The following is a 25,348-nucleotide window of genomic DNA, read 5'->3' as shown; positions in this document are numbered from 1 at the left end:
TGAGACAGCAGCGATATCAATGAAGGAATACATCTATGAGCTTAGCGAAATTAGCACCAAAACGTTGGTGGTATATTATGCCGATTGTATTTATCAGCTACAGTCTGGCATATCTCGACCGGGCCAACTTCAGTTTTGCCTCCGCCGCCGGTATTAACGATGACCTGGGAATAACCAAAGGGGTATCGTCATTATTGGGCGCGCTGTTCTTTCTCGGTTATTTCTTTTTTCAGATACCGGGCGCTATTTATGCCGAACGCCGCAGCGTCAAGACGCTGATTTTCTGGTGCCTGGTCTTATGGGGCGGTTTCGCCGCGCTCACCGGCATCGTCAGTAATATTCCCATGCTGATGGCGATCCGGTTTGCGCTGGGCGTGGTGGAGGCGGCGGTGATGCCGGCGTTGCTGATTTATATCAGCAACTGGTTTACCAAAGCCGAACGCTCACGTGCCAATACGTTCCTGATCCTCGGCAACCCGGTGACGGTACTGTGGATGTCGGTGGTTTCGGGGTATTTGATCAACGCCTTCGGCTGGCGGGAAATGTTTATCTTCGAAGGCATCCCGGCGGTTATCTGGGCTTTTTGCTGGTGGGTGTTGGTTAACGATAAACCCGCCCAGGCAAAATGGCTGTCGGAGGAAGAAAAGCAGGCGCTGCAACGGCAATTGGCCAAGGAACAGGAAGGCATTAAAGCGGTGCATAATTACGCCGAGGCGTTCCGTTCGCGTAATGTGATTATTCTGTGCATCCAGTATTTCGCCTGGAGCATCGGCGTTTACGGGTTTGTATTATGGCTGCCGTCCATTCTGCGCAACGGCATGGAAATGGGCATGGTGCAGGCCGGCTGGTTATCCGCGGTGCCTTACCTGGCGGCCACCATTGCCATGATCATCGTCTCCTGGGCATCGGACAAGCTACAGAAACGCAAAATATTCGTCTGGCCGCTGCTGCTGATTGGCGCCCTGGCCTTTATCGGTTCCTACCTGCTGGGCGCCCACCATTTCTGGGGTTCCTATGCGCTGCTGGTTATCGCCGGCGCCGCCATGTATGCGCCTTATGGACCGTTCTTCGCCATAGTGCCGGAAATGCTGCCGCGCAACGTCGCCGGCGGGGCGATGGCGCTGATTAACAGCATGGGCGCCCTCGGTTCCTTCGTCGGCTCGTGGGTGGTCGGCTACCTTAACGGCGCCACCGGTTCGCCCTCGGCGTCCTATGTCTTTATGGCGGTGGCGCTGCTGGTATCGGTGTGGTTGACGTTAATTGTCAAACCGGCGGAAAACGCCGTGCCGCGCATGGCCTAAAGCCGGCGCCGCCTGTTCCGTTAACAGGCAAAAATGGTATGCTGGTCTTTATCGCCAAATGACATAACCGACCAACGGAGATCATGATGAAACCTGCCGTAGTATTGTACAAATCGTTGCCCGACGACCTGCGCCAACGTCTGGATGAGCATTTTGACGTGACCGAAATCGGGGATGTGGGCGCAGAAAATGTGCGCAGGCATGCGGACATATTGCAACAGGCTCAGGGTATCATCGGCTCCGGCGGTAAATTCGATAAAACAATGCTCGACGCGCTGCCCAACCTCAGGGCCGCCTCCACCATTTCCGCCGGCTACGATCAGTTCGACGTCGACGAGATGAGCGCGCGCGGCATTGCGCTGATGCATACTCCCCACGCCCTGACGGAAACCGTGGCCGACCTGCTGATGGGGCTGGTGCTGGCCACCGCGCGGCGCCTGGTGGAACTGGCGGAGAGGACCAAGGCGGGCGAATGGCGTGAGAGCGTCGACAGCACCTGGTTTGGCACCGACGTGCATCATAAAACCCTGGGCGTGGTCGGCATGGGACGTATCGGCCTGGCGCTGGCGCAGCGTGCGAACCTGGGGTTTTCCATGCCGGTGCTCTATAACGCCCGTCGTCAGCACGCCGAGGCGGAAAGCCGTTTTGACGCCGAGTATTGCGATCTGGATACCCTGCTGGCCCGGTCTGATTTTGTCTGTATCATCCTGCCGCTGACGGATGAAACCCATCATCTGATCGGCCGCGAGAAGCTGGCCCTTATGAAACCCGGCGCTATCCTTATCAATGCCGGACGCGGTCCGGTAGTGGACGAAGCGGCGCTTATCGAGGCGCTGGAAAACCGTACCATCCGCGGCGCCGGCCTGGATGTCTACGAGCAGGAACCGCTGCCGGTGGATTCGCCGCTGCTGCGCCTGCCGAACGTGGTGGCCATGCCGCATGTGGGCTCCGCCACCGATGAAACCCGCTATCAAATGGCCGCCACCGCGGTGGATAATCTGATCAACGCCCTTACCGGCCGGATTAGGGAAAACTGCGTTAATCCCCAGGTCATCAAATAACCCTTGCTCCCATCGCCTTTACATAACGATTCCCCGTCCACCCGGGCGGGAAAAGCGTATCATGGCCGCTAAAATAAACGTTGCCGGCATCAGCGCTACGCTATGCTTTTTTATGGTATGCGATAAAATGGAATCAAGCGGTATGGAAAGGAACAATAATGACTATTAGTCATACTCACATCAAAATCAGCACCTTTGTGTTGATGTTGCTGTTTATTGCGATCATTATCCCTTTGCACTTATTTCCCTGTTTTGTCGCGGGGTTCCTGGCCTATGAAATCATTTTCGCCCTTACGCCCTGGTTTGAGCGCATCATCGGCGGCCGGGCGCGCTGGGTCGTGGTCAGCATCATCGCCGCCGTGGTAGTGATTGTCATGACGTTATCCATTGTCAGCCTGGTCAGTTTCCTGACCTCGAATATCCAGCGCGGCATTGATTTAACCGCCGAAACCAACCGCATTTTCTCCGGCGTCAAAAATCGTCTGCCCGATATATTGCCAGCCTACCTGCCGGACAGCGCGGAAGAGCTGAAAAACCAGGTTTTCGCCGTGGTGGAAAAAAACCTCATTACCATCCGCAATATGGGACGCAGTTTTTTGCACGGCTTAATCACCATCCTTATCGGGCTGATTATCGGCGCGATTATCTCATTGAATAAGCCATCGGGACGCACCACCTATTTTCGCGAGCAAATGCTGCAGCGCGTACAGAATTTATCCAGCTCTTTTCGTAATATCGTGTTTGCCCAGATCAAGATTTCGCTGGTCAATACCATCCTGACCTCTATCCTGCTGCTGGTGATTTTTCCGCTGTTCAAGGTGCATCTGCCGTTATCCAAGACGCTGGTGGTGGCCACCTTTATCTTTGGCCTGCTGCCGATTATCGGCAACCTGATATCCAATTTCCTGATGATTATCTCGGCGCTCTCCGTCTCGCTGCCGATAGCGGGCGTGGTGCTGGTATATTTGATGCTGATCCATAAGCTGGAATATTTCCTCAACGCCGAGATTGTCGGCAATCGCATCCAGGCCAAATCCTGGGAGCTGCTGCTGGCCATGCTGGTGTTTGAAGCGGCGTTTGGACTGGAAGGGCTGGTGGCCGCCCCCATCTATTACGCCTACCTGAAGACCGAATTGCGCGGTCTGGATCTTATCTGAAGCGCCGTCGCAAAATAGCGGTTGCCTGGCGTGACGCAAACGGTATGGTAACACTCAGGCTTACGTTAATATTATCCGAACCCATTTTATGACCTACTCGCTTTTCGGTAAAAAATTCACCCGCCATTCCGGCATCACCCAGCTGATGGCCGATATGAACGATGGCCTGCGCGCACCGGACGCCATTATGCTCGGCGGCGGCAACCCCGCCGCCATCCCCGAAATGGAGCGTTATTTTCACGCGCTGTGCCAGTCCATGCTGGCCGACGGCACCCTGGGCGAAGCTCTGTGCAACTACGACGGCCCCCAGGGCAAAAACGCGCTGCTGACCGCGTTGGCGGCCATGCTGCGCCAGGAGCTGGGCTGGCCGGTGACCACGCGCAATATCGCGCTGACCAACGGCAGCCAAAGCGCTTTTTTCTACCTCTTCAACCTGTTTGCCGGGCGCGGCGCGGACGGCGGCCTGCGTCGGGTGCTGTTTCCCCTGGCGCCGGAATACCTGGGTTATGCCGATGCCGGGCTGGAGGAGGATATGTTTGTCGCCGCCAAGCCGACCATTGCGCAGTTGCCGGACGGCCAGTTCAAATACCATGTGGATTTCGAACATTTAAAAGTGGGCGGGGATATCGGGCTGATTTGTGTTTCCAGACCGACCAACCCCACCGGCAACGTGATTACCGACCAGGAGCTGCTGCGCCTTGACGCGCTGGCCCGCCAGCATCAGGTGCCCCTGCTGATTGATAATGCCTACGGCCTGCCGTTTCCCGGCATTATCTTCAGCCAGGCCGCGCCGTTGTGGAATCCCAATATTATCCTGTGCATGAGCCTGTCCAAGCTGGGCCTGCCGGGGGCGCGCTGCGGTATTATCATTGCCAATGAAGAGGTTATCGACGCCGTCAGCAATATGAACGGCATTATCAGCCTGGCGCCGGGCGGGCTCGGCCCGGCGCTGGCCGCCGAGATGATCCGGCGCGGCGATTTAATGCGCCTGTCGCAAACGGTGATCCGCCCGTTCTATCAACAACGGGTGCGGGAAACCATAGCCATCCTGCGCCGCTACCTGCCGCCGGAGCGTTGCCTTATCCACACGCCGGAAGGGGCGATTTTCCTCTGGCTGTGGTTCCAGAACCTGCCGATTACCACCGAGACCCTCTACCAGCGGCTTAAACAGCGCGGCGTGCTGATGGTGCCGGGGCATTATTTTTTCCCCGGGCTGGAAACCGAGTGGCCGCATGCGCAGCAGTGTATGCGTATGAATTATGTGCCCGACGCCGATAAAATCGAGCGGGGCATCGCGATATTGGCGCAAGAGGTGGAGCGGGCGTTTCGGGAAACGGCGGGCAGCGCTGGCCAATAACCTGGCCGCGGTTTTTAATGAGCGAAAACGCCGCGCGGTAACTCCGCGCGGCGTTTTCACGATCAAGACCGGTGTTATTACTGGCCGGCCGCCGGGGCTTCAGCCTGATGCTCAAGCACCTGGGGCTGGGCGTCGCCGATGGCGATCTTGCGCGGCTGCAAAGATTCCGGCACATGGCGTTCCAGCGCAATATGCAGCAGCCCGTTAACGAACTCCGCCTGCGTTACCGTCATATGTTCCGCCAGGGTGAAGCTCAGGGAGAATTCTTTGCAGACCAGCCCCTGATGCAAATATTCAACCTCGCGTTCGGGCGGGGTGGGCTTGCCGGCAATGGTCAGGCGCGGCCCTTCCACTTCAAGCGTGAGCTCTTCTTGCTTAAAGCCCGCCAGCGCCAGGGTGATGCGATAATGGTTATCATCGCTTTTTTCAATATTATACGGCGGGAAGCTAAAGGCTTCCTGATTGCCCTGCATGGTGCTGGCTAATTTATCGAAACCGATCCACTGACGCAGTAAAGGTGACAGATCGTAATTACGCATGGTATTAACTCCTTCTATGAAGCGAGATTATTTTCCCCAGCCCGCGGCTGGGTTAGCCCCCGGTTACGGCAGGCGGATGTTATTACATTATCGCGGCGATCGGCCGCGATCGGTTTAATTGATTTCGATACGCCGCGGCTTTAGTGTTTCCGGCACGACACGTTCTAAATCAATATAGAGCAAGCCGTTTTCCAGATTGGCGCCTTTAATTTGGATATGCTCGGCCAATTGGAATTTACGCTCGAAATTGCGTTCGGCAATCCCCTGGTATAAATAGTTCCGCTCGGCGGGTTCTTGCGCATGAGCGCCTTTAACCGTTAATAAATTATCATGGGCGGTAATATCCAGCTCATGTTCGGCGAAACCGGCTACGGCGATGGCAATGCGGTACTGGTTTTCATTAACCAGTTCAACATTGTAGGGAGGATAACCGCCATTGCCCTGACTTTGTCCTGATTCAAGCAGATTTACCAGCCGATCAAAGCCAATAGCGGAACGGTACAGGGGTGACAGATCAAAATTACGCATACAACAGCCTCCAACATTCAGCGAGGTGACAAACAACCTTCCGGATGGACAGGTCAGTGACCTAAATACCCTTACGGCGTACTTATCTGGGGTCACATTAATAAAATGGAGCCGGCCGCGGCATTTTCAAGCGTCAATAAGAAAAAAATCTCCTCCATTTAGCAAAAACTGCAAGTCACGGGCTGAATATCCATTACACTGATAACGGCAGTAGGGAATACTTACCGCAATACCGGGCGGAATGCATAGCGTTAGTAAAATTACCACCCTAATGGATGTATAGGAATCATGTTGAAACAAGTATTATTCATTCTGACAACAGGCTGCGCGTTGCTGGCCAGCAACGGGTGCTCAAGCGTGATGAGCCACACCGGGCCCGACCAGGGTTATTATCCGGGTACCCGCGCCAGTGTGAATGTCATCCGGGATGAGGATACCAGTTGGGCCATGGTGCCGCTGGCGCTTATCGATCTGCCGTTCTCGGCGGTGCTGGATACCCTGCTGTTGCCGTATGATTATCTGCGCAAGGATAGCGATAAATCCGCCGATTCACCGCGCGAACGTATGCTGCACAGCGGCGCCAACAGCCCCGGCGGTTCCCGGCATAAAAACAAGGCCGGCGGCGCCCATACCCTATAAGCCGCCACGCCGGCAACCGGGGGCGTTTAAGCTTGCCCGGCCGGATCGGCCTTGCCCTGGGCCTGTTGACAGAACGCCGCCCGCCGGCGGTGCTTAAGCGTCATGGGAATGACCGACTTGACCGGCGCCGTTTCGCCCTCCATGGCCCGCGTCATCGCCTGGAACGCATGCTCGACCCAGGCATCCTCGTCCTGGCGCATCGACCAGGTGTTATTGGGTAAAAAACCCAACATGGGATGCTCATCGAAAGTGCCGATATTCATCTCGGCGGGAATATAGCCATAATGTTCGCGCAAGACGTTAAGCGCGCCTTCCAGTACCGGCAGCGACGAGGCGATAAAGGCCGGCGGCGCGTCCTGGTGCAATTCGAAAAAACGCTGCATCAACAGCTGGCCGTCTTCGCGCCGGTTATGCTGGGCGGTCAGTACCCAGTCCGCGTTTTCGCTGATGCCATGGGCGGCCAGGGTCTCGGTAAAACCCTGTAAGCGCTGTTTTATGGTCGGCTGTTGCATATCGCCGGCCATAAAAAACAGCGGCAATGTCCCGGCATCAATGATGGCATGGGTTAACGCCGCGCTGCCGTTGACGTTATCGCTGACCACCAGCGACACCGCGCTGTCGCTGAAATCGCGATCGAGAAAGACCAGGGGTTTGGTAAAACGCTTGATATGGTGATTTTGCGCCGGCAATGACGAGGGCACCACGAACAACCCGTCGACATTGCGCTGCTGCATGGTTTCCACCAGGGTATTTTCGCGCTCGGTATCGCTATAGGTACAGCTGGTGGTCAGTTGATAGCCCGCCTCGCGGCAGCGGATTTCCAGTTTTTCCGCCAGGGTGGAGAAAAACAGATTGGATAACCTGGGAATAATGAGCCCAAGGGTATCGGTTTTGTTCAGCTTCAGGCTGCGGGCGGCATGATTAATGGTATAACCGTATTCGCCCACATAGCTGGCAATCCTGCTTTGCGTTTTGGCGCTGATACGATATTGCCCGGCTTTACCGTTAAGCACCAGGCGAACGGTGGTGATTGAAATACCCAGCGCTTTAGCTATCTGCTCTACGGTCTTGGCCATCTTATCGGTTAATCCTGTTATCGAATTCTGTAGATAACGCAGTATAACGGACTGGCTAACTCGAATCAGCGGATAATTACGCCAAATACTCACGCCTTGCTCAATAAAAAGTGGTTTTTCCCCTCCTGACGGCGCGGATGCGTCCATTCCGGTCAGAGTGTCACGCCCTGTTGCCGCGCTTTCTGCGTCCGTTGCCGGGCAATGGGCCCGGCAACGAATGTCAAGATCGCCTCACCCTCAGCGCTGCTTTGCAATAGCGACTCGCCGGTGGCGTAATGAAAATAGCGCCGCTGGGTTATTTTCGTCATGTTGATCAGGTTCAGCGCTCTTTTATCGCGGACAGATCCGCCCGATAGCTCTCCTTGGTAATACACACGCAGCAAATGGTAATCGTCGCCATCACGGCTAAGAATAGCGATACCGGCCAGGAATCGCCGCCGGACCAGGCAATCAGCAGGGTACCGATCATCGGCGTCAGGCCGCCGACAATATTGGCCAATTGGAACCCCAGCGACACGCCGGTATAACGCACATTGGTATCGAATAATTCGGAAAAAAAGGCCGGCTGCACGCTAAACATCATGCCCAGGCCGACGGAATAACAAAAGGTGGTGGCGAAATAGAACATTTTCACCGAGCCGGTATCGATCATCCAAAACAACGGAAACGCAAAAATCAGCGTAATAGCCGCGCCGGCCAGATACACCGGCCGCCGGCCGATTTTATCCGACAGATAACCGAAAAACGGGAAGGTAAAAATACCGACAAAACTGGCCAGCAATAAGCCGTTGAGGGCGGTTTCGCGGCTGAAGTTTAATTGTCGGGTGACATAGGACATAAAAAACGCCACGGTCAGCCAGCCGAGCACGATTTCGCCCATGCGCATGCCCATGGCGGTCAGCACCGCACGCCAATGGTATTTCAGTACCGCGATAATCGGGAAATCATGTTTTTGGCCGGTGGCTTTGCCTTCGGTAAATACCGGCGTTTCTTCAATTTTCGAGCGGATATACAGGCCGACAAACAACAGGGCGACGCTGAGCAGGAACGGAATGCGCCATCCCCAGCTCATCAGCTGCGGTTCCGGCAGCCAGGCGACGATGGCAAACACCGCCGTGGCGATAAACAGCCCCAGCACATTGCCCAACTGGACAAAGGTGCCGAAAAAACCGCGCCGGTGCACCGGCGCGTATTCCGTGACCAGCGTGGTGGCGCCGCCCCACTCGCCGCCGATGGCGAATCCCTGGCACAAGCGCAGGAAAATCAGCAGCAGCGGCGCCAGATTGCCGATGGCGGCGTAGCTGGGCACCAGGCCGATACAGAATGTCGAGGCGCCCATGATCATCAGCGACAGCACCAGCGATTTTTTACGGCCGATTTTATCGCCGTAATGACCAAAAACGATGGCGCCGATAGGCCGGCTGACAAAGGTAATCGACAGGGTAAGAAAAGAAACGATCAGACCCATAAACGGCGTGAGATTGGGAAAGAATAATTTCGGGAACACCAGCGCGGCGGCGGTGCCGTAAATAAAAAAATCATAAAATTCGATGGTGGTGCCGCTCAGCCCCGAACCGAGCACCGTCATCAATTTTTTATTCTGCGCCTTTTTTGCCTCTGCGCTGGTGCCGGCGTCGGCCAATGTTGAATCAGTTAAGATAGACATAACTCATTCCTTATGGATAGAGGGAATCATTACCAGACGGACCCGCCGCCATCGACGTTCAGGCTGCAGCCCGTCATATAAAAGGAAGCATCGGGCGCCAGGAAGATAATGGCGCCGTGATATTCCTGCGGACGGCGTCAACGTCTCATTTCTTGCTAAGTCGAGTTAGCAATTTAGCTAACGGCAGATGGGCTGGCAAAGGGTTTTGTTATGAAGTGTGAGCAGGATCGAGGCGAAAGTGTTAACGCCATGATGACGTTACGATACAGCCAGGGGCAACGCCGCCGGCCGCCGGAAAAAACGACGAACGACGGACGGAAAATTAAACGGCGGGCAAACCCCCTGGCAGGGGAAGATCCGTTGCACCGCCCCGGCAATCAGTGATCGAGCGTCAGGTCGCGACGCGAGGTCTCCGGCGCGCGCCAGGCGGCGTAGGCAGCCACCAGCGCGGCAACCACCACGTACGTCGCCACATAGGTCCAGTCGTCATGATCCAGCGCGGTCAGTCCCTTGGCGATAAAAGGAGTAAACCCGCCGGCGACGATCGCGCCCAGCTGCGCGCCGATGGACGCGCCGCTGTAGCGCACCTTGGGGCCGAACAGTTCGGTAAAGAAGGCCGGCTGTACGGCGTTAATGGAATTATGGGCGATATTGATCAGCAGGATATACCCCAACACCATCAGGACAAACGAGCCGCTTTCGAGCAGCCAGAAAAACGGAAACGCCATGGCGGCGGCGAACAGCGCGCCGAAGATATAGATAGGACGACGGCCGACCCTGTCGGACAGCATGCCGAAGAACGCATGCATCGGAAACGCCAGCACGCAGGTGGTCATCACCACATTGAGCATGGTTTGCTTATCCACCCCCAACTGCGAGGTGGCGTACGAAACGGCAAATACCGTGGCCAGAAAGAACGGCACGCTTTCGGCAAAGCGCAACACCATGATCAGCAGAATGCTGCGCCATTGGTGACGCACCACCTCCACCACCGGGCTGCTGGCTTTTTCGCCGGGCGCGGTGGTGGGATTTTGCCGCTCGCGTCGTTGCACCGCTTGAAATACCGGCGTTTCTTCCAGGCGGCGGCGCATATACAGGCCGACCAGCACCAGGGCGAAGCTCAGCATAAAGGGAATACGCCAGCCCCACGACAACAGCTGATCTTCCGGCAACAACGTGATGAGCGCAAAAATCCCGGTGGCCAGCAGCTGGCCGGAAAAGCCGCCGGTTTGCGGGATGGACCCCAACAGGCCGCGCCGGTTGGCCGGCGCGCTTTCCACCACCATCAGCATGGCGCCGCCCCACTCGCCGCCGACCAGGAAACCCTGGGTAAAGCGCAGCACGACGAGCAGAATGGGCGCCCAGACGCCGATTTGCGCCCAGGTAGGCAGGCAGCCGACCAGGAACGTTGCCACCCCCATGCCGCCCAGGGTAATCATCAGCGTGTATTTACGGCCCAGGGTATCGCCCATATGGCCGAAAAAAATACCGCCCAGCGGCCGGGCGATAAACCCGACGCCGAAGGTGGCGAACGACGCCAACATCGCCGCCAGCGGGCTGATGGTCGGGAAAAATATTTTGCCGAACACCAGGGCGCTGGCCAGCCCGTACAGCAGGAAGTCATAAAATTCGATGGTATTGCCAATCCAGCTGGAGATCACCACCCGGCGAATATTCGACCTGTCGAGCAGTTTGCGGTCTTGGGTTATATCAAGAGAAATAGACATGGGTTCCTCATTATTTCTTATCTGTCCCGCCTGGGCCGGACAGGTTATAGGTTGTGGCGCGCAGCCGCGCGCCACGGGCGTAGGGCAAAGATCGTCTTAAAACTCTTGTGGCCGGCGTCGGGTTTACTGCGGGAGCACCAGTTGCCGTATTTCGTCGCCCAGGCGCGCCATGCTGTCCACCGCCGCCGGGAAAAAGCTGTCGTTGAACGCGCCGATGCCGCGCACCCGGCACTGCATGGTAGTGAAGTTGCCCAGTTCCCGCTGCCAGTATTTAGCGCAGGCGGGATAATCCAAGCTCTCGATCAGGGCGGCGGTGGCGAGATAATCAGCCACCCGCCGCGCCTGTTGCGGCTGGCCATGCCAGTTTTCATAGAGCCAGACATAGAGCTGCGGATGGAAATTGGCCATCACGCCGCTGTAGGCGTGGCAACCCGCCTGCCAGGATGCCAGCAGGGTTTGGCTGTTGGCGTTGGCCAGGTGCAGCCGGGAACCCTGCGTCAGCGCCAGCCGGCGCCGCATGGTGGGCAAATGGCAACTGGTGTCCTTGATAAAGGTGTAGCGATCGCTTAACGCGCACCAGCGGATAATCTCATCCGACAGCAGGCGTTTATACGGCCAGGGACATTCGTAAATACCTAAATCCAGCGTCGCCGGCAGCTGTTGCGTCAGTCGTTGCAGGGTAGCCAGCGTTTTTTCATCGCTCTCGCCTTGCAGCGCCAGACGGTTGCTTATCAGGATCAAAGCGTCAATGCCGGTCTGCGCCATGGCGCCGAGCTGTTCCACCTGCTGGCTCAGCCCGCTGGCGGTGTGTCCCGACGCCACGACCGGCACGCGTCCGTCCACCTGGGCGACGATGCGCCCGACCAGTTCGCGTGATTCTTTATCACTGAGGAAAAACATCTCGCTCGACTGGCAGTCGGCGAACAGGCCGTGCACCCCGGCCGCCAGATACCACTCCACCAGCTTTTCCAGCGACGCCCAGTCAATCTCGCCCCGTTCGTCAAAGGGCGTTAACATCACCGGCCAAATGCCGGCGTATTTTTGCCCATCCCGCGCCGATTGCGTCATGCCCGTGGCCCCGCCAGCAGATCAACCGCGCTGCCCGCCGCCCGTACCCGCACGCCGAGCGTCAAGGCCTGGGCGACAAACGCTTGATAGACCTCGCCCAGCAGATCCTGATCCACATAGGCCAGCGTCAAATGGTTGCTTTGATGGCCCGCCATCAGATCGTCGCGCCCGATGCCGTCCAGCACCGCATTCAGCAGCGGCCATTCATAGTTGGTGGCGCGGCGGCGGTGCTCGAATTCCTCCGGCGGCAGCTCAACGGCGGTGCCGGTGCCCATATGCATGACCACCTGCGTGCCTTCGTAATGGGCGCGCGCCCAGATAAAACGCCCGGCTTTGCCCTGCCCGGCGATGGTGGAGCCGCCGTAGGGGAAAAACATCGCCGGCTGACGATAACCGGTGGCCCCGGCGATACCGCCCTTCAGGTGGGCAAACGGCACCGCGCCGGAGATTTCCAGATCCCAATAAAACGTACCCTGGTAGTCGCTGCCCCAGCGGATATCGTGCAGGGTGGTCTCGGCGGGCAGGCCCAGGCCATCCAGCAGGCGCCACATCATCACCTGCGGGATGGCGCTGCCCATATCCACTTCATTGATGCAGGGAATGGCCTTGCCCGGCCAGATAATCCCGCCCTGCTCATCCGGAATGGGAAACCGCTCGGCGTTGCCGATAGCGCCTTCGGCAAAATCGGACGCGGCGCAGCAATCCTTCAGGCCCTGCTGATATTGCACCCCCACCGCCGCCAGACCGAAACGCTGCACGAAACGCGCCATGGCAATCATCATCGCGCACTGTTCCAATACCTGCTCACGCGTCAGCGACTGGGCGCCGTCCGTGCCGAAGTCAAATGTCATGCCGCGCTGCTCATACCAGGCGAGGCACTCCTCGCGCAATGACGCCGGCACCTTGGCCATTTCCACCAACAGCGCCGATTGCGACAGGGATTCCAGCGGGATGCCCGCGTTTACCAGCGCCTGCTGCGGAAAGACCCCATTAATCATGCCCATGCAAAAGGTATCGAACAGGCCGATAATCGCCTTATGACGCAGGATGTATTCCCCCGCCGCCCGGCCGATTTGCCCGGCCGGGCTTGCCATCAGCGCATGGGTGGGCGCGATATCGCGCAAATAGCCGGTCTTATGGCTCAACGCGCCGTCGCGCAGCCAGGTGCTTAATCCCTGGTAGAACAACTCGTCGTCAAAATTTTCCGACCACAGGCGGGAATAGGCGGTGCCCAGGCTGGTCAGGGTACCCGCCATGCAAAGCATACCCACCAGGCCCGGCCAAGTGCCGTCGAAATTGGCCAGCAGTAATACCGGGCCGCGATGATGCGCCAGCGACGGCGCGATATGATGGGAATACTGCCACGCGGTCAGCAGCACGATAACCGGCGCGTCGGGGTCAATGGCGGCGAACAAATCGCCGCCTTCTTTCTGGCTGCTGATAAAGCCATGGCCGCGATCGGCATGGACCGGATGGGCGCGCTTGATGCGGTATCCCAGCTTTTCCAGCGCCGCCTGCAGCTTTTGTTCATAATCCTGCTGGGTCGGCCAACAGGTGACATTAGCCGGTTCACGCAAATCGGCATTGGCGACCAGCAACACTTCCCGATTGCCTGCCTGGATCATCGCCGGTGAAGGCGGAAGGGTAAATTTCAACATGGTTTGCTCCTGGTAAATAATAAGGTCAGCGCCAAACGCGCATGTCGTTTTCGGCCCGCTGCGCATCGTCATAAAGCCGCAGGTAAACCTGGTATTTCGCCTGATGGAATGCCGCGCTGCCCGCATCGGCGCGGATAACCTCGCCGGGACGCACCAACGCGCGCGCCGCGTCGGTCAGGGTGGGAAAGACACCGGCCGCCACCGCGCCCAACAAGGCCGCGCCGAGAGTGACGGCGTCATCCTCGGCCGACAGCTCGATATCGCAGCCGGTGACGTTGGCGTATTCGCGCAGCCAGAGGGGGTTTTTGGTGGCGCCGCCGCAGATCAGCAGCCGGGTAATATGATGACCGGCCTGGTTCATGGCGTCGATAATATGGCGGGTGCCGTAGGCAATGGCCTGCAGGGTAGCCAGGTAGAGCCGGGCCAGCGCATCCGGTCCCTGCTCCAGCGTCAGGCCTATCACCGCGCCGCGGGCGAGCGGATTGGCGCGGGGCGAACGGTTGCCATGATGATCCGCCAGCACATGCAGATGGCGGGTGGGGAACGGATCGCGCCGTTCAAGGGCGTCCACCCAGGCATTAAGCAGCTCATAGTCGCTGCACTGCCGCTCACGGGCCTGCTGTTGCAGCAACGGCCAGGCGGCATGCCCCCGCAGCGTCCATTCCACCAGCGCGCCGGCGGCGCTCTGGCCGCCCTCGCTCAGCCACCAGTCCGGCAGCATCGCGCCCCAATAGGGTCCCCAAACGCCCGGGACATGAATCTCACGCCGGTTAACCAGCATATGGCAATTCGACGTACCGCTGATAATGGCCAGGGCGCCCTCGGGTTGGGTTGCCACCAGCGCCAGTCCGCCCGCATGGGCGTCGATAATGCCGCCTGCCACGGTCACGGCGGTGGTCAGGCCGCACTCCCGCGCCGCCCGGTCGCTGAGTTGCCCCGCGGGCCGGCCCAGTTCCAGGATCGCCGGCGGCACCTTCTCCAGCAGGTCTTCCAGGTCAATCGCCCGCAGCAGCGGGGCGCTGAACTGGTTTTCATGGGCCAGGTAATTCCACTTACAGGTCAGCGTGCAGGTGCTGGCGGCATCCACGCCCGTGGCGCGCCAGACCAGGAAATCCGCCAGATCAAACAGTCGCCAGGCCCGTTGGTAACGCTCGGGAAAATGACGCTTCAGCCACAGGACTTTCGGCAATTCCATTTCCACGCTCACCTCGCCGCCGACATAGTCCAGCGCCCGATCGCCTGTGGCGTTGATATCCTGGGCTTCCCGCACCGCCCGATGATCCATCCACATAATAATATCGTGCCCGGCGGCGTTATCCTCGGCCAGCGAAACCCCCTCGCCGGCGCTATCCACCGCCACCAGCGAACAGGTCGCGTCAAAGGCCAGGGAAACCACCGATTCAGGCGCCACGCCTGCGGTGGCCACCGCCTCTTGAATCGCCGCGCAGGCCTGCGACCAGATTTCCTGTGACGATTGTTCGACCACATCCGGCCGGGGATGGAACTGACTGATGGGGCGCACGGCAAAGCCCAGCCGGGCGCCTTGCTTATCAAACACGCCGGCCCGGACGCTGGCCGACCCCACGTCCACACCGATAAAGCACTGGTTTTTCATGCTCGCACCCCTTTGCTAAGTCGAGTTAGCAATTTAAGCAAAGGTATTGGCGGTGACAAATGAATTTTATGGGATTTGTGAGCTGGATCGGGAAGCGAGACGTAAGGCGATGATAATCAAAAAATTATAACGGCCTGATCTTTCTTTACCGCCGGGCGCGGCAGGCCCTCTGCGCACCGGCCCCGCCGGGCAGGCCAAGCAGCACGCCATAACATTGATAGCCGAACCTTTCTCCCGCATTTAAATGCGGGGCAGCCAGCCTTGGCAGGGGTTTCTCTTGAGCTTGCGGGGGCTTATGTTGCCGCGGTGTGGGCTTCGCTTGCCGTGCGTTAAGGTGTTTTATGAGCGGCCAGGGGGACCCTGCATACGGCTCCCCTGGTCACTTGCCCGCGCCGGGCAGTTCATCTCTCCGCCCGGCATATGGCAAGCGAAACCCGCGCCGAAGCGACATAAACGTGGCGGCATTCATCTTCGCGGGCACCCCATATTGCCAGGCCACATCAGCCCATAGCGCGCCAAGCGGATTAGTACGGCGCCACCGGCGTCAACAGCGGCTTGCCCGCCAAAAACGCCGCGATATTATCAAACACCAGATCCGACATCGCGCGCCGCGTATCATGGGTTGCGCTGGCCATATGCGGCGTAATCACCACATTCGGCCGGTTAAACAACGCCGCGGGCACCTCCGGCTCGTGGCTGAACACATCCAGCCCCGCGCCGCCGATAATCCCCCGCTCAACCGCCTCGATCAAATCACCCTCATCCACTACCGTACCCCGGGCGATATTAATCAAGATCCCCTGGGCGCCGAGGGCGGCCAATACCGGCGCGTTCACCAGCGAACGGGTTTTCTCCCCACCGTTAACGCACACCACCAGGAAATCGCTGGCGGCCGCCAGTTCCACTACCGAGGTATAAAACGGCCAGGGACTGTCAGGCAACTGACGATAATCATGATATGAAATCGCCATATCAAAGGCCGCGGCCCGCCTGGCAATCGCCTGGCCGATACGCCCCATGCCGATAATCCCCAGCCGCCCGCCGGATACTTTTTTGGTCCAGGGATACCCCCCGTCCCGCCAGCCGCCCCGCTCGATAAACCGCTGCGCGCCCACGATCTGCCGCGAGGTCGCCAACAACAGCCCCATCGCCATATCCGCCACGTCCTCGGTCAGCACGTCAGGCGTATTGCACACCGCAATGCCCCGACGCGTGGCCGCGGCCACGTCAATACCGTCATAACCCACGCCGAAATCGGCAATCAGCTCAAGCTGCGGGAATTGCGCGATAAACGCCTCGGTGACGGTGGATTCGCCGTTCACCACCAGCACCCTGGCCTGCTGCGCGGCCGGCAACCGTTCCGGCTCCGGCAGCGAGGAATAATCCACCATATGGAATTGCTCTTCCAGGCGGCGCGTCAGCGCGTCGGGTAACATGGCGGCCTTGATAACGGAATAAGTCATAAATAATCCCTGCGATTAATGTGATAACGGTGAAACGGCGCCTGGCTTTACCGCAGGCGTCCGGGTCCGGCCGACAAAGATGCCCACCACGCCGCCAATCACCAGCGCGACGGCGATAATCATCAGCCCGTAATGATAGCTATTGGTCAAATCCTTGATTTTCCCCAGCAGCGGCGGCAGGCCCAGGCCGGCGAAATTGGCGATGGCATTGATAAAGGCAATGGAGGCCGCCGCCGCCACCCCGGTCAGTTTCTCGGTGGTCACCGCCCAGAATATCGGCGTCAGGGCAAAGTTAAAGCCCACCGTCAATACCAGCAGAATATAGGCCAGCCACAGGTTGGCGGTAAAAATGGAGATGCCCAGCAGCAGCCCGGAGATGATCAGCGGCACGCCCAAATGCAGCGCGCGCTCTTTGGTTTTGTCCGAATGACGGCCGTTGAGATACATAAACAGGCAGGCGAAGACAAAGGGCACCGCCGCCAGCACGCTGATAACAAAATTGCTCTTGTCCGCCACCATGCTTTTTAATATCAAGGGCAGGAATAAGGTAATGCCGATGGAGCAAAACGCTTGCAGGAACCACACCAGGCTCAACAGCCACACCACTTTATTTTTCAGCGCGCTGCCCCAGGAATGGTCCTGGCCCACGACCGCGTCGGCGTTATCCGCCGCCAGGGTCGCCTTCAGCCAGCTTTTTTGCTCCGCACTCAGCCAGTGGGCTTTATCCGGGCTGTCGGAAAGGTAAAACAACACCATCACGCCCATCACAACCGCGGGGATGCCTTCAATAAAGAACAGCCAGCGCCATCCCTCGATACCGCCCAGGCCATGCAGACCCAGGAGACTGCCGGAAACCGGCAGGCCGATAATCGACGCCAGCACCGAACCCATATAAAAAAACGACATGGCCCTGGCCCGGTTGCTTTTCGGGAACCAGCAGGAAATATAATAAATAATACCGGGAGCAAAACCCGCCTCCGCCATCCCCAACAAGAAACGCATGACATACAGCTGGGTCGGGGTATGGATAAAGCCCATGCCGGTGCTGACCAGCCCCCAGGTTATCATGATGCGCGCAATCCATAATTTGGCGCCGACCTTCGTCATTAAAATATTGCTGGGCACTTCGAAGAGAATGTAGGAAATATAAAACATGCCCACGCCCAGCCCATACATGCTGGTGGTCAATCCCAGGTCGGCGTTCATTTGCAACGCCGCCACGGAAATATTGGTTTTATCCAGGTTGGAAATAAAATAGCACAAGATAATAAACGGGATTATTTTTAAATTCAGCTTGGCCAGGGTAGAGGTACTTAAATCGATATTCATATCATCACCTTTAGGCCACGCCCGGCCTGGGAGCACAGGACTCCTGACTGGGCGTGGTGAAGCAACGCGGGATGGTACTGCTTAATATTATGGCATTACTATAATGGCACTCATCTATAGCGGGTAATTACCACTCCGCCACCGCACCGTCAGGATAACGCCATACCGGATTACGCCATTCACCGGCGTTTTTACTGCGCTCAATCACCAGTTCCTCATTAATTTCCACGCCCAGACCCGGTTTATTTAATGGATAAAAATAACCGTCAGTCATTTTAAAGTCATCTTTATTAATCACATAATCCAGCAGTTCCGCACCCTGGTTATAATGAATACCCATGCTTTGTTCCTGCAAAACCGCGTTATAGGAAACAAAGTCCACCGCCAGACAGGACGCCAGGGCAATAGGGCCTAACGGGCAATGCGGCGCCAGCGTGACATCGTAAGCCTCCGCCATTGACGCGATTTTCAGGCATTCGGTAATGCCGCCCGCATGGGACAGGTCGGGCTGGGCAATCGCCAGGCCGCCGGCCGCCAGCACGCGTTTAAATTCAAAGCGCGAGAACATACGCTCGCCGGCGGCGATGGGGATCGAGGTTTGCGCCGCCAGGCGCGGATAGTACTCCGCCTGTTCCGCCAGCACTGGTTCTTCGATAAACAGCGGCCGGTAGGGCTCCAGCTCCTTGATCAGCAGCTTCGCCATCGGGGCGTTAACCCGCCCATGGAAGTCGAGGCCGAACTCGATATCATTACCCATGGCTTCACGCACCTGGGCCGCCACCGCCACCGCCGCATCCACCTTGCGTGAATTGTCGAGCAGGCCCATCTCTTCGCAGCCGTTCAGCTTAAAGGTATCAAAGCCAATCGCGGTGAGTTTTTTCATGCCCGCGATCACATCGGCCGGGCGATCGCCGCCGACCCAGCTATAGGCCTTGATGCGATCGCGCACCAGGCCGCCCAGCAGTTGATATACCGGTACGCCCAGCGCCTTGCCCTTGATATCCCACAACGCCTGATCGATGCCGGCGATGGCGCTCATCAAAATTGGCCCGCCGCGGTAAAAACCGGCGCGGTACATCGTCTGCCAAATATCGTTGATGCGCGCCGGATCCTGGCCGATGACATAATCCGCCAGTTCATGCACCGCGGCCTCGACGCTCTTGGCACGGCCTTCAATTACCGGCTCGCCCCAGCCGACGATGCCCTCGTCTGTTTCGATTTTCAGGAACATCCAGCGCGGCGGCAGCCGGTAGGTGGTGAGTTTGGTGACTTTCATACTCTGTTTTCCTCTCAAGCCTGACTTTAATGACTCCAGCCTGCGGTGTGAAGCAGCGCTATCATGCCCATGATTGTAGCACCATCATTTTATATTGTACTACAATCTGGATCACACTTTAGGCAATCCAACGGCGGGAAAACGCCGGCGCCCGGGACTGACAACGGCGTATTCTGGACGCCAGGCATAAAAAAGCCGGTCATATTCTGACCGGCGGGACGAAAAAGGTTTGCGGGCCGGGTGAAACCCTGCCCGGCACCCAGGCGCGCTACAGCACTGAAAGCCATCCGCCGTCGACGTAGATGATCTGCCCGCTGACATAGTCGGACGCCGAAGAGGCCAGGTATATGGCGGTGCCGATCAGCTCTTCCGGTTTACCCCAGCGTTTGGACGGATTGCTGCTTTTAACCCAGGCGTCAAATTCCGCGTTGTTCACCAGATCGGTATTCATTTCGGTAATAAAATAGCCCGGGCCAATGCCGTTGGCCTGGATATTATACCCGGCCCACTCCGCCGCCATGGCGCGGGTCAGCATCTTGATGCCGCCTTTCGCCGCCGTATAGGGCGCAACGGTTGCGCGCGCGGCCTCGCTGGTCAATGAACAGATATTGATAATTTTACCGCCGTCGCCTTTGGCGATCATCCTGGATGCCGCCTCGCGGGATACGATAAACGCGCTGGTCAGGTTGGTGTCGATCACCCGCCGCCAGTCGGCAAGCTTCAGGTCGACCAGCGGCTGGCGATGCTGGATACCGGCATTGTTTATCAGGATATCCACGTGCGCGCCCTCGTCATCCAGCCGGGCGAATACCGCCGCCACCTGCTGCTCATCGGTGACGTCAAACGCCATACCGCGCACGGCCAGCCCTTGCCCGCGGAGCTCGGCCACCGCCGCCGCCAGGGTATCCTCATGCCGGCCGTTAAGGATCACGGCGGCCCCGGCCCCCGCCAGGCCCTTGGCATAGGCAAAACCCAGGCCGCGCGCCGATCCGGTGACCAGCGCTGTGCGGCCGGACAAATCAAATAAACCCGTCATGGTATTCCCCCTTTCCGTTAAGCGTAACACAGCCTTGGTCGCCTCGCCGGGCGCACGGAAGGGCATCACGCGGCTTGCCGCGCGCGCCGGCCGGCGGGACTAGCGTGCCTGCGCCGCGGCCCGGTAAGCGGCGACAAAAGCCGCGGCCTGCTCCCGCGTGCGGCCGACCGGCTGGCCGGCGCGGTAAAGATCGCTACCCAGGCCCGCGCCGATACATCCGGCCTTCAGGTAGAGATGCAGATTTTCCGGCGTAATGCCGCCGACGGCGAATACCGGTATTTCCGGCGGCAGTACCGCTTTCAGCGCTTTAATATAATCCGGACCGAACGACACCGACGGGAAAATTTTCAGCGCCTGCGCGCCGGCGTCCAGAGCGATAAAAGCCTCGGTGGCGGTGGCGCACCCGGGACATACCGTCATGCCGTGGCTTACGCCGCGGCGGATCACGTCAGGCTGGATATTGGGCGTGACCAGCAGCTTGCCGCCCAGCCATGCCAGCTCGTCCACCTGCGCGGGCTTCAGCACCGTGCCGCCGCCGATCAGCGCGCGGTCGCCAAACGCCTGCACCGTTTTGCCGATACTTTCCTGCCAGTTCGGCGAGTTCAAGGGGATTTCCACCGCGTCAAATCCCGCCGCCAGCAGCGCCTCGACATGCTCCAGCACTTCGCCGGGCGTAATACCGCGCAGGATGGCGATCAGGGGTAGTTTATCGTTCCAGTTCATTGACTATGCTCCTTATGCCGGCCTGGAATGACGCATCGCCATCCAGTAACCGGTCGTTAAGACCCGCATATTGCAGCGCCTGCCGATAGCGGGCCGCAAGCGACGGATTGCCGATAATGGTAATGGTTTCACCGCCGCCGATGGCCCAGCCGCGCTGCATCTGCGCCACTTCATTGCCAATCAACAGGCCGGAGAGCCATTCGCTCACCGCGCTGGTATCCAGCTGGCCCAGCACGTGGGCGGCGCGGGTTTCGAACAGGCACCGCAGAATATGGCTTTCACGAAAGCCCTGCTCCATTCCCTGGCGGAAAATATCCGGGTTCGGCCGCTGTTCGCCGACGCCGACGCCCACCAGCGACTGCTTCATCAATAAATGGTGCAGTTCTCCGGTCATCACCGTGCGGAAATCATCGATCACGCCGTCATTGACGCGCACCCATTTACTGTGGGTGCCGGGCATCAGGTACAGGGCGCCGGGCTGGGAACAGTAGGCCCCGAGAAGCTGGGTCTCCTCGCCGCGCATCACGTTGCAGTTGCCGTCGCCGATAATGCTGATGCCGGGAATAATCCAGGCCTTCCGCGGCGCGGCCTGCGCCACCAGGGTCAGCCGTCCGGCCAGGTCGCCCAGCCGCGTGGGGCACGGCAGGTAGGGCACCGGCACCCAGCCGGCATTGCTGCCCACCATGCCGGCCATCACCACCGGCACATCGTGCTGCCGCCAGGGCGCCAGCACCTCATGGAATACCTGCTCCGCCGTGCGCGAGCCCAAACGGGTGACCCCGGCCTCGGACTGCTGGCTGCCGGCCAGTTCGCCGTCCAGGTACAGCCAGGCGCGTAAGTTTGTCGATCCCCAATCTATGGCGATATAACTGTTGCTCATGTTATGTCCTTCAGCCTTTTGGTCGAGCTGGCAATCATGGTGACCGCCGCCTGCTCCGCCGCCTCGCAATCCTGATGCCTGATGGCGTCGTATAAGTTTTTATGCTCTTGCAGCGTGCGCGGCATATTGCCTTCGTCCGCCATATAGGTGCGCTCGAACACCGCGCGTTGCAACGAGCTGATGGCCACGCCCAGCTGTTGCAACACCGGATTATGCACCGCGCTCAGCACCGCCTGGTGGTAACGGATATCCGCCTCATTAAAGGCATCACGATCGTGACTGTTGGCAATCATCTCGTTCAGCGCCGTCTCGATAACCGCCAGTTCGCCGGAGGTGGCCCGCTCGGCCGCCCACCGCGCGATGGTCGGTTCCACCAGATGGCGCACCTCGGTCAGCGAGGCGATTAACCGCGGGTCATAATCCAGCGCCAGCACCCACTGCAAGACATCGGTATCCAGGTAATTCCACTTATTGCGCGCGCAAACGAAGGCGCCGCGATAACGAATAATCTCGATTAAATTCTTGGCCATCAGGGCGCGCAGCACTTCACGTATGATATTGCGCGAGGTTTCGAACTCCTCGCACAAATCCGCTTCCGACGGCAGTCCCGTTCCGGGGATATACTTACCGCTGACGATCTGCTGGCCCATTTCATGGATGATGCGATCGGTTTTGCTGAGAGCCTGACGGTCCATAACATTTCCCACAAAGTGATAAAAATAAGGCCACTTTATCATTTAATGGTTTTATGTCGCGGCACTGCTGCACAATTTTGCTTTAAGCGCTAAGAACCTGTGAACTATTGTAGCACCATATTTTTATATTGTACTACAATCTGGATCACGTTTTAGACATGCCATGGGCGGCGAACGCCACGCGCATGGCCGGAAGATGGAAAAGCGGGGAGGATACACTGCTACGGTAAACCGCCAATGCCGCGCGGGCTACTTCCCGTCGTCGAACAGGCGATCGTAGACATGCTGCAGATGCAATTCCATGCACAGCCTGGCACGCGCGGCGTCGCGCTCGATAATCGCCTGGGCGATATCATTGTGATCGCGATTCATGGACAACGGAAAATCGTTATCGGCATAATGGCTTTCCAGCCGGACAAAACGCGAGCTTTTACGTTTGTTCCACAGATATTCCATCATATCGCGCAGCACTTCATTGCCGGTCATTTCACTGATCAGCACATGAAAACGCTTATCCTCGCGCAGGAATTTTTCATCGTTGACATGCAGCTGGGTTAAATCGTGGGTCACTTCCCGCAATTCGGCGCGTTGGTCATCGGTGCCGTTGCGCGCGGCCAGTTCCGCCATCGTTGACTCGAAGATTTGCCGCGCCTTGATCAGGGATTTCAGGCTGAACTCTTCATCGGCGTGGGGCTGGGAGAGTTTGGGCAAGGGATCGGCGACAAAAACGCCGTTGCCGGTGCGGATTTCCACCCAGCCGGTAATTTCCAGCGCAATCAGCGCCTCGCGGATGGAAGAACGGCTGACGCCGAGCTGTTTCGCCAGTTCCCGCTCGGCGGGAATCATTTCGCCTGGCTTGAACTGACCGGTATTGATACACCCGATCAGTAAATTGGAAATCTGCCGGTAAAGACGTTCAACTTTAAGCGTAGGTAATTCCATATTGCCTCCAGCGCAAAACCCGTATCGCCGGCACGTCAGCCGTTAAATTGGCGAGAGCTTAACACAGCGGCCGGGACGGCAAAAAAAATTAATCGCCGCGGATCTCTGCGCTTAAGACGATTAATGAGATCTGCATCACGGAAATCAACCAAATGTTAAGGAATAGTAGCCAGGTCCAGTGGCCTGACCACCAGACCTTCAGTCCTTTTCCCTGTAACCATCGTGAAGTGATTCTCTTACAGGGTCAATAAGACAACAAAAAAATCGCTGTGAGGATCCTTGTATGCCCACCATTGCCCTTGATCAATTGCAGCCGCTGCAAAAAACGGCCCGGATCAAAAAGATCCAAACGGTCTCGCTGATTTTATTATTTATCGCCGGGATCATTAACTTTCTCGATCGCGGCTCGCTGTCCGTCGCCAACCAGGCGATCCGCGGCGATCTGGGATTATCCGCCACCGAATTCGGCGTCTTGCTGTCGGCCTTTTCGTTATCCTACGGCATAGCCCAATTGCCCAGCGGTATCCTGCTCGACCGCTTTGGCCCGCGCATCGTGCTTGGCGGCGGCCTGTTCTTCTGGTCGCTGATGCAGGCGCTGGCCGGTTCGGTGAATTCATTTTCCCATTTTATTATGCTGCGCATCGGCCTTGGCATCGGCGAAGCGCCGTTTATGCCCAGCGGTGTAAAGGTGATCGGCGACTGGTTCCATCCCAGGGAACGCGGCGTGCCGGTGGGCATATTCAATTCCTCCACCACCCTCGGGCAAGCTTTTGCCCCGCCGATCCTGGTTGCGCTCCTGCTGGCGTTCGGCTGGCGCACCATGTTTGTGATGATTGGGGTCGCCGGCATTGTCATCGCGTTATGCTGGTGCGTCTGGTATCGCAACCGTGAGCGCTTTCCGCTTACCGCCGAGGAGCAGCAATACCTGGATGCTTCCGCCACGCCGCGCAACGTCACCCGCCTGTCCTTCGGCGAATGGGGCGCGCTGTTTAAACGCCGCACGGTATGGGGCATGATCCTGGGTTTCAGCGGCGTGAACTATACCGGCTGGCTGTATTTGTCCTGGCTGCCGGGCTACCTGCAGGCCGAACGCGGGCTAAGCCTGGCCAATACCGGCTGGGTGGCGGCAATCCCCTTCCTGTTCGGCTCCATCGGCATGCTGGTCAACGGCGTGGTGGCCGACCGGCTGGCCAAGAAAGGCTATTCCCTGATTAAAAGCCGCAAGACGCTGATCTGCTTTGGCCTGGTGTGCTCCGCCGCCTGCACCCTGCTGGTGGTACAATCCACGTCCACCACCATGGCGGTGGCCTTTATCAGCCTGGCGCTGTTTTTTATCCATTTCGCCGGTACCTCCGCCTGGGGGCTGGTGCAGGTCATGGCGCCCTCGCGCATGGTGGCGTCGGTAAGCAGCATCCAGAACTTCGGCAGCTTTATCTGCGCCTCTTTTGCGCCAATTGTGACCGGCTGGGTGGTAGATACCACCCACTCGTTTAATCTGGCCTTGATTATTTGTTCATGCGTCACTTTCGCCGGCGCGTTATCTTATTTCTTTATCGTCAAAAATCCGATTGAAGAACAATCCGCTGCGTAGCCCTTTGCGGCTCAAAGCCCG

At 58.2% G+C, this 25,348-nt stretch carries 23 protein-coding genes; 6 read left to right on the top strand and 17 right to left on the bottom strand.

Annotated features, from left to right (window positions below; translation table 11 throughout):
* Window positions 1-35 precede the first annotated feature (35 nt).
* The 4 genes from ACL2XM_RS22310 to ACL2XM_RS22295 all read left to right on the top strand — a co-directional run bounded on the left by ACL2XM_RS22310 (window position 36) and on the right by ACL2XM_RS22295 (window position 4,876).
* On the top strand, window positions 36-1,301 hold the full coding sequence (locus ACL2XM_RS22310; RefSeq protein WP_410012964.1) for an MFS transporter: 1,266 nt from the start codon (window positions 36-38) through the stop codon (window positions 1,299-1,301).
* 86 nt (window positions 1,302-1,387) lie between these two features.
* Window positions 1,388-2,362, top strand: coding sequence for a glyoxylate/hydroxypyruvate reductase GhrB (gene ghrB / locus ACL2XM_RS22305; RefSeq protein WP_410016684.1), 975 nt, complete (start codon window positions 1,388-1,390; stop codon window positions 2,360-2,362).
* 158 nt (window positions 2,363-2,520) lie between these two features.
* Complete coding sequence (locus ACL2XM_RS22300) at window positions 2,521-3,519, top strand: AI-2E family transporter (protein ID WP_410012963.1); 999 nt, start codon at window positions 2,521-2,523, stop codon at window positions 3,517-3,519.
* A gap of 88 nt (window positions 3,520-3,607) precedes the next feature.
* Window positions 3,608-4,876, top strand: a complete 1,269-nt coding sequence (locus ACL2XM_RS22295; protein ID WP_410012959.1) for a valine--pyruvate transaminase — start codon at window positions 3,608-3,610, stop codon at window positions 4,874-4,876.
* Window positions 4,877-4,953: 77 nt separating this feature from the next.
* On the opposite strand, the gene ibpB is transcribed toward ACL2XM_RS22295, so the two are convergent.
* Both ibpB and ibpA read right to left on the bottom strand, forming a co-directional pair.
* Complete coding sequence (ibpB, locus tag ACL2XM_RS22290) at window positions 4,954-5,415, bottom strand: small heat shock chaperone IbpB (RefSeq protein WP_410012958.1); 462 nt, start codon at window positions 5,413-5,415, stop codon at window positions 4,954-4,956.
* A gap of 114 nt (window positions 5,416-5,529) precedes the next feature.
* Window positions 5,530-5,943 (bottom strand): small heat shock chaperone IbpA, encoded by a 414-nt coding sequence (gene ibpA, locus ACL2XM_RS22285; protein ID WP_410012957.1) that lies wholly within the window; start codon window positions 5,941-5,943, stop codon window positions 5,530-5,532.
* Window positions 5,944-6,231: 288 nt separating this feature from the next.
* Between ibpA and ACL2XM_RS22280 the strand changes: the two genes are divergently transcribed.
* On the top strand, window positions 6,232-6,582 hold the full coding sequence (locus ACL2XM_RS22280) for a YceK/YidQ family lipoprotein (protein WP_413721704.1): 351 nt from the start codon (window positions 6,232-6,234) through the stop codon (window positions 6,580-6,582).
* A gap of 26 nt (window positions 6,583-6,608) precedes the next feature.
* Here ACL2XM_RS22280 and ACL2XM_RS22275 read toward each other — a convergent pair whose 3' ends face one another.
* The 15 genes from ACL2XM_RS22275 to ACL2XM_RS22205 all read right to left on the bottom strand — a co-directional run bounded on the left by ACL2XM_RS22275 (window position 6,609) and on the right by ACL2XM_RS22205 (window position 23,736).
* Window positions 6,609-7,658 (bottom strand): LacI family DNA-binding transcriptional regulator, encoded by a 1,050-nt coding sequence (locus ACL2XM_RS22275; protein ID WP_413731632.1) that lies wholly within the window; start codon window positions 7,656-7,658, stop codon window positions 6,609-6,611.
* Window positions 7,659-7,810: 152 nt separating this feature from the next.
* Entirely contained in the window at window positions 7,811-7,966 is a 156-nt protein-coding gene (locus tag ACL2XM_RS22270; protein ID WP_413731630.1) for a hypothetical protein, read from the bottom strand.
* Between the two features lie 11 nt (window positions 7,967-7,977).
* Window positions 7,978-9,324 carry an MFS transporter gene (locus ACL2XM_RS22265; protein WP_410012954.1) on the bottom strand — a complete coding sequence of 449 codons (1,347 nt, stop codon included), beginning with the start codon at window positions 9,322-9,324 and terminating at the stop codon, window positions 7,978-7,980.
* Window positions 9,325-9,701: 377 nt separating this feature from the next.
* Window positions 9,702-11,051: an MFS transporter gene (locus ACL2XM_RS22260; protein ID WP_413731629.1), complete on the bottom strand. Its 1,350-nt coding sequence runs from the start codon at window positions 11,049-11,051 to the stop codon at window positions 9,702-9,704.
* A gap of 123 nt (window positions 11,052-11,174) precedes the next feature.
* Entirely contained in the window at window positions 11,175-12,119 is a 945-nt protein-coding gene (locus tag ACL2XM_RS22255; protein WP_410012952.1) for a dihydrodipicolinate synthase family protein, read from the bottom strand.
* Window positions 12,116-13,777, bottom strand: a complete 1,662-nt coding sequence (locus ACL2XM_RS22250; RefSeq protein WP_413731627.1) for a signal transduction protein — start codon at window positions 13,775-13,777, stop codon at window positions 12,116-12,118. Before ACL2XM_RS22250 ends, ACL2XM_RS22255 begins: the two co-directional genes overlap by 4 nt.
* 25 nt (window positions 13,778-13,802) lie before the next feature.
* Window positions 13,803-15,392 (bottom strand): FGGY-family carbohydrate kinase, encoded by a 1,590-nt coding sequence (locus ACL2XM_RS22245; protein ID WP_413727481.1) that lies wholly within the window; start codon window positions 15,390-15,392, stop codon window positions 13,803-13,805.
* Between the two features lie 524 nt (window positions 15,393-15,916).
* Complete coding sequence (locus tag ACL2XM_RS22240; protein ID WP_410012949.1) at window positions 15,917-16,855, bottom strand: 2-hydroxyacid dehydrogenase; 939 nt, start codon at window positions 16,853-16,855, stop codon at window positions 15,917-15,919.
* A 15-nt stretch (window positions 16,856-16,870) separates the two neighbouring features.
* Window positions 16,871-18,184, bottom strand: a complete 1,314-nt coding sequence (locus tag ACL2XM_RS22235) for an MFS transporter (protein WP_410012948.1) — start codon at window positions 18,182-18,184, stop codon at window positions 16,871-16,873.
* Window positions 18,185-18,311: 127 nt separating this feature from the next.
* Window positions 18,312-19,460 carry a galactonate dehydratase gene (dgoD, locus tag ACL2XM_RS22230; protein ID WP_410012947.1) on the bottom strand — a complete coding sequence of 383 codons (1,149 nt, stop codon included), beginning with the start codon at window positions 19,458-19,460 and terminating at the stop codon, window positions 18,312-18,314.
* 268 nt (window positions 19,461-19,728) lie between these two features.
* Window positions 19,729-20,496 carry an SDR family oxidoreductase gene (locus ACL2XM_RS22225; RefSeq protein WP_413731625.1) on the bottom strand — a complete coding sequence of 256 codons (768 nt, stop codon included), beginning with the start codon at window positions 20,494-20,496 and terminating at the stop codon, window positions 19,729-19,731.
* A 99-nt stretch (window positions 20,497-20,595) separates the two neighbouring features.
* A complete protein-coding gene (locus ACL2XM_RS22220) occupies window positions 20,596-21,219 on the bottom strand; it encodes a 2-dehydro-3-deoxy-6-phosphogalactonate aldolase (RefSeq protein WP_413731624.1) in 624 nt (207 codons plus the stop codon).
* A complete protein-coding gene (locus tag ACL2XM_RS22215) occupies window positions 21,203-22,099 on the bottom strand; it encodes a 2-dehydro-3-deoxygalactonokinase (RefSeq protein WP_410012944.1) in 897 nt (298 codons plus the stop codon). The genes ACL2XM_RS22220 and ACL2XM_RS22215 overlap by 17 nt, the downstream gene beginning before the upstream one ends.
* Window positions 22,096-22,794, bottom strand: coding sequence for a FadR/GntR family transcriptional regulator (locus tag ACL2XM_RS22210; RefSeq protein ID WP_410012943.1), 699 nt, complete (start codon window positions 22,792-22,794; stop codon window positions 22,096-22,098). The genes ACL2XM_RS22215 and ACL2XM_RS22210 overlap by 4 nt, the downstream gene beginning before the upstream one ends.
* Before the next feature lie 249 nt (window positions 22,795-23,043).
* A complete protein-coding gene (locus tag ACL2XM_RS22205) occupies window positions 23,044-23,736 on the bottom strand; it encodes a FadR/GntR family transcriptional regulator (protein WP_410012942.1) in 693 nt (230 codons plus the stop codon).
* A 283-nt stretch (window positions 23,737-24,019) separates the two neighbouring features.
* On the opposite strand from ACL2XM_RS22205, the gene ACL2XM_RS22200 reads away from it, so the two are divergent.
* On the top strand, window positions 24,020-25,327 hold the full coding sequence (locus ACL2XM_RS22200; RefSeq protein ID WP_410012941.1) for an MFS transporter: 1,308 nt from the start codon (window positions 24,020-24,022) through the stop codon (window positions 25,325-25,327).
* Window positions 25,328-25,348 lie beyond the last annotated feature (21 nt).

It is taken from the genome of Sodalis sp. RH20, assembly GCF_047324205.1.
Classification (GTDB): domain Bacteria; phylum Pseudomonadota; class Gammaproteobacteria; order Enterobacterales; family Enterobacteriaceae; genus Acerihabitans.
Note: the sequence above shows the minus strand (reverse complement) of the source record. Positions and strands in the feature narration are given on the sequence as shown.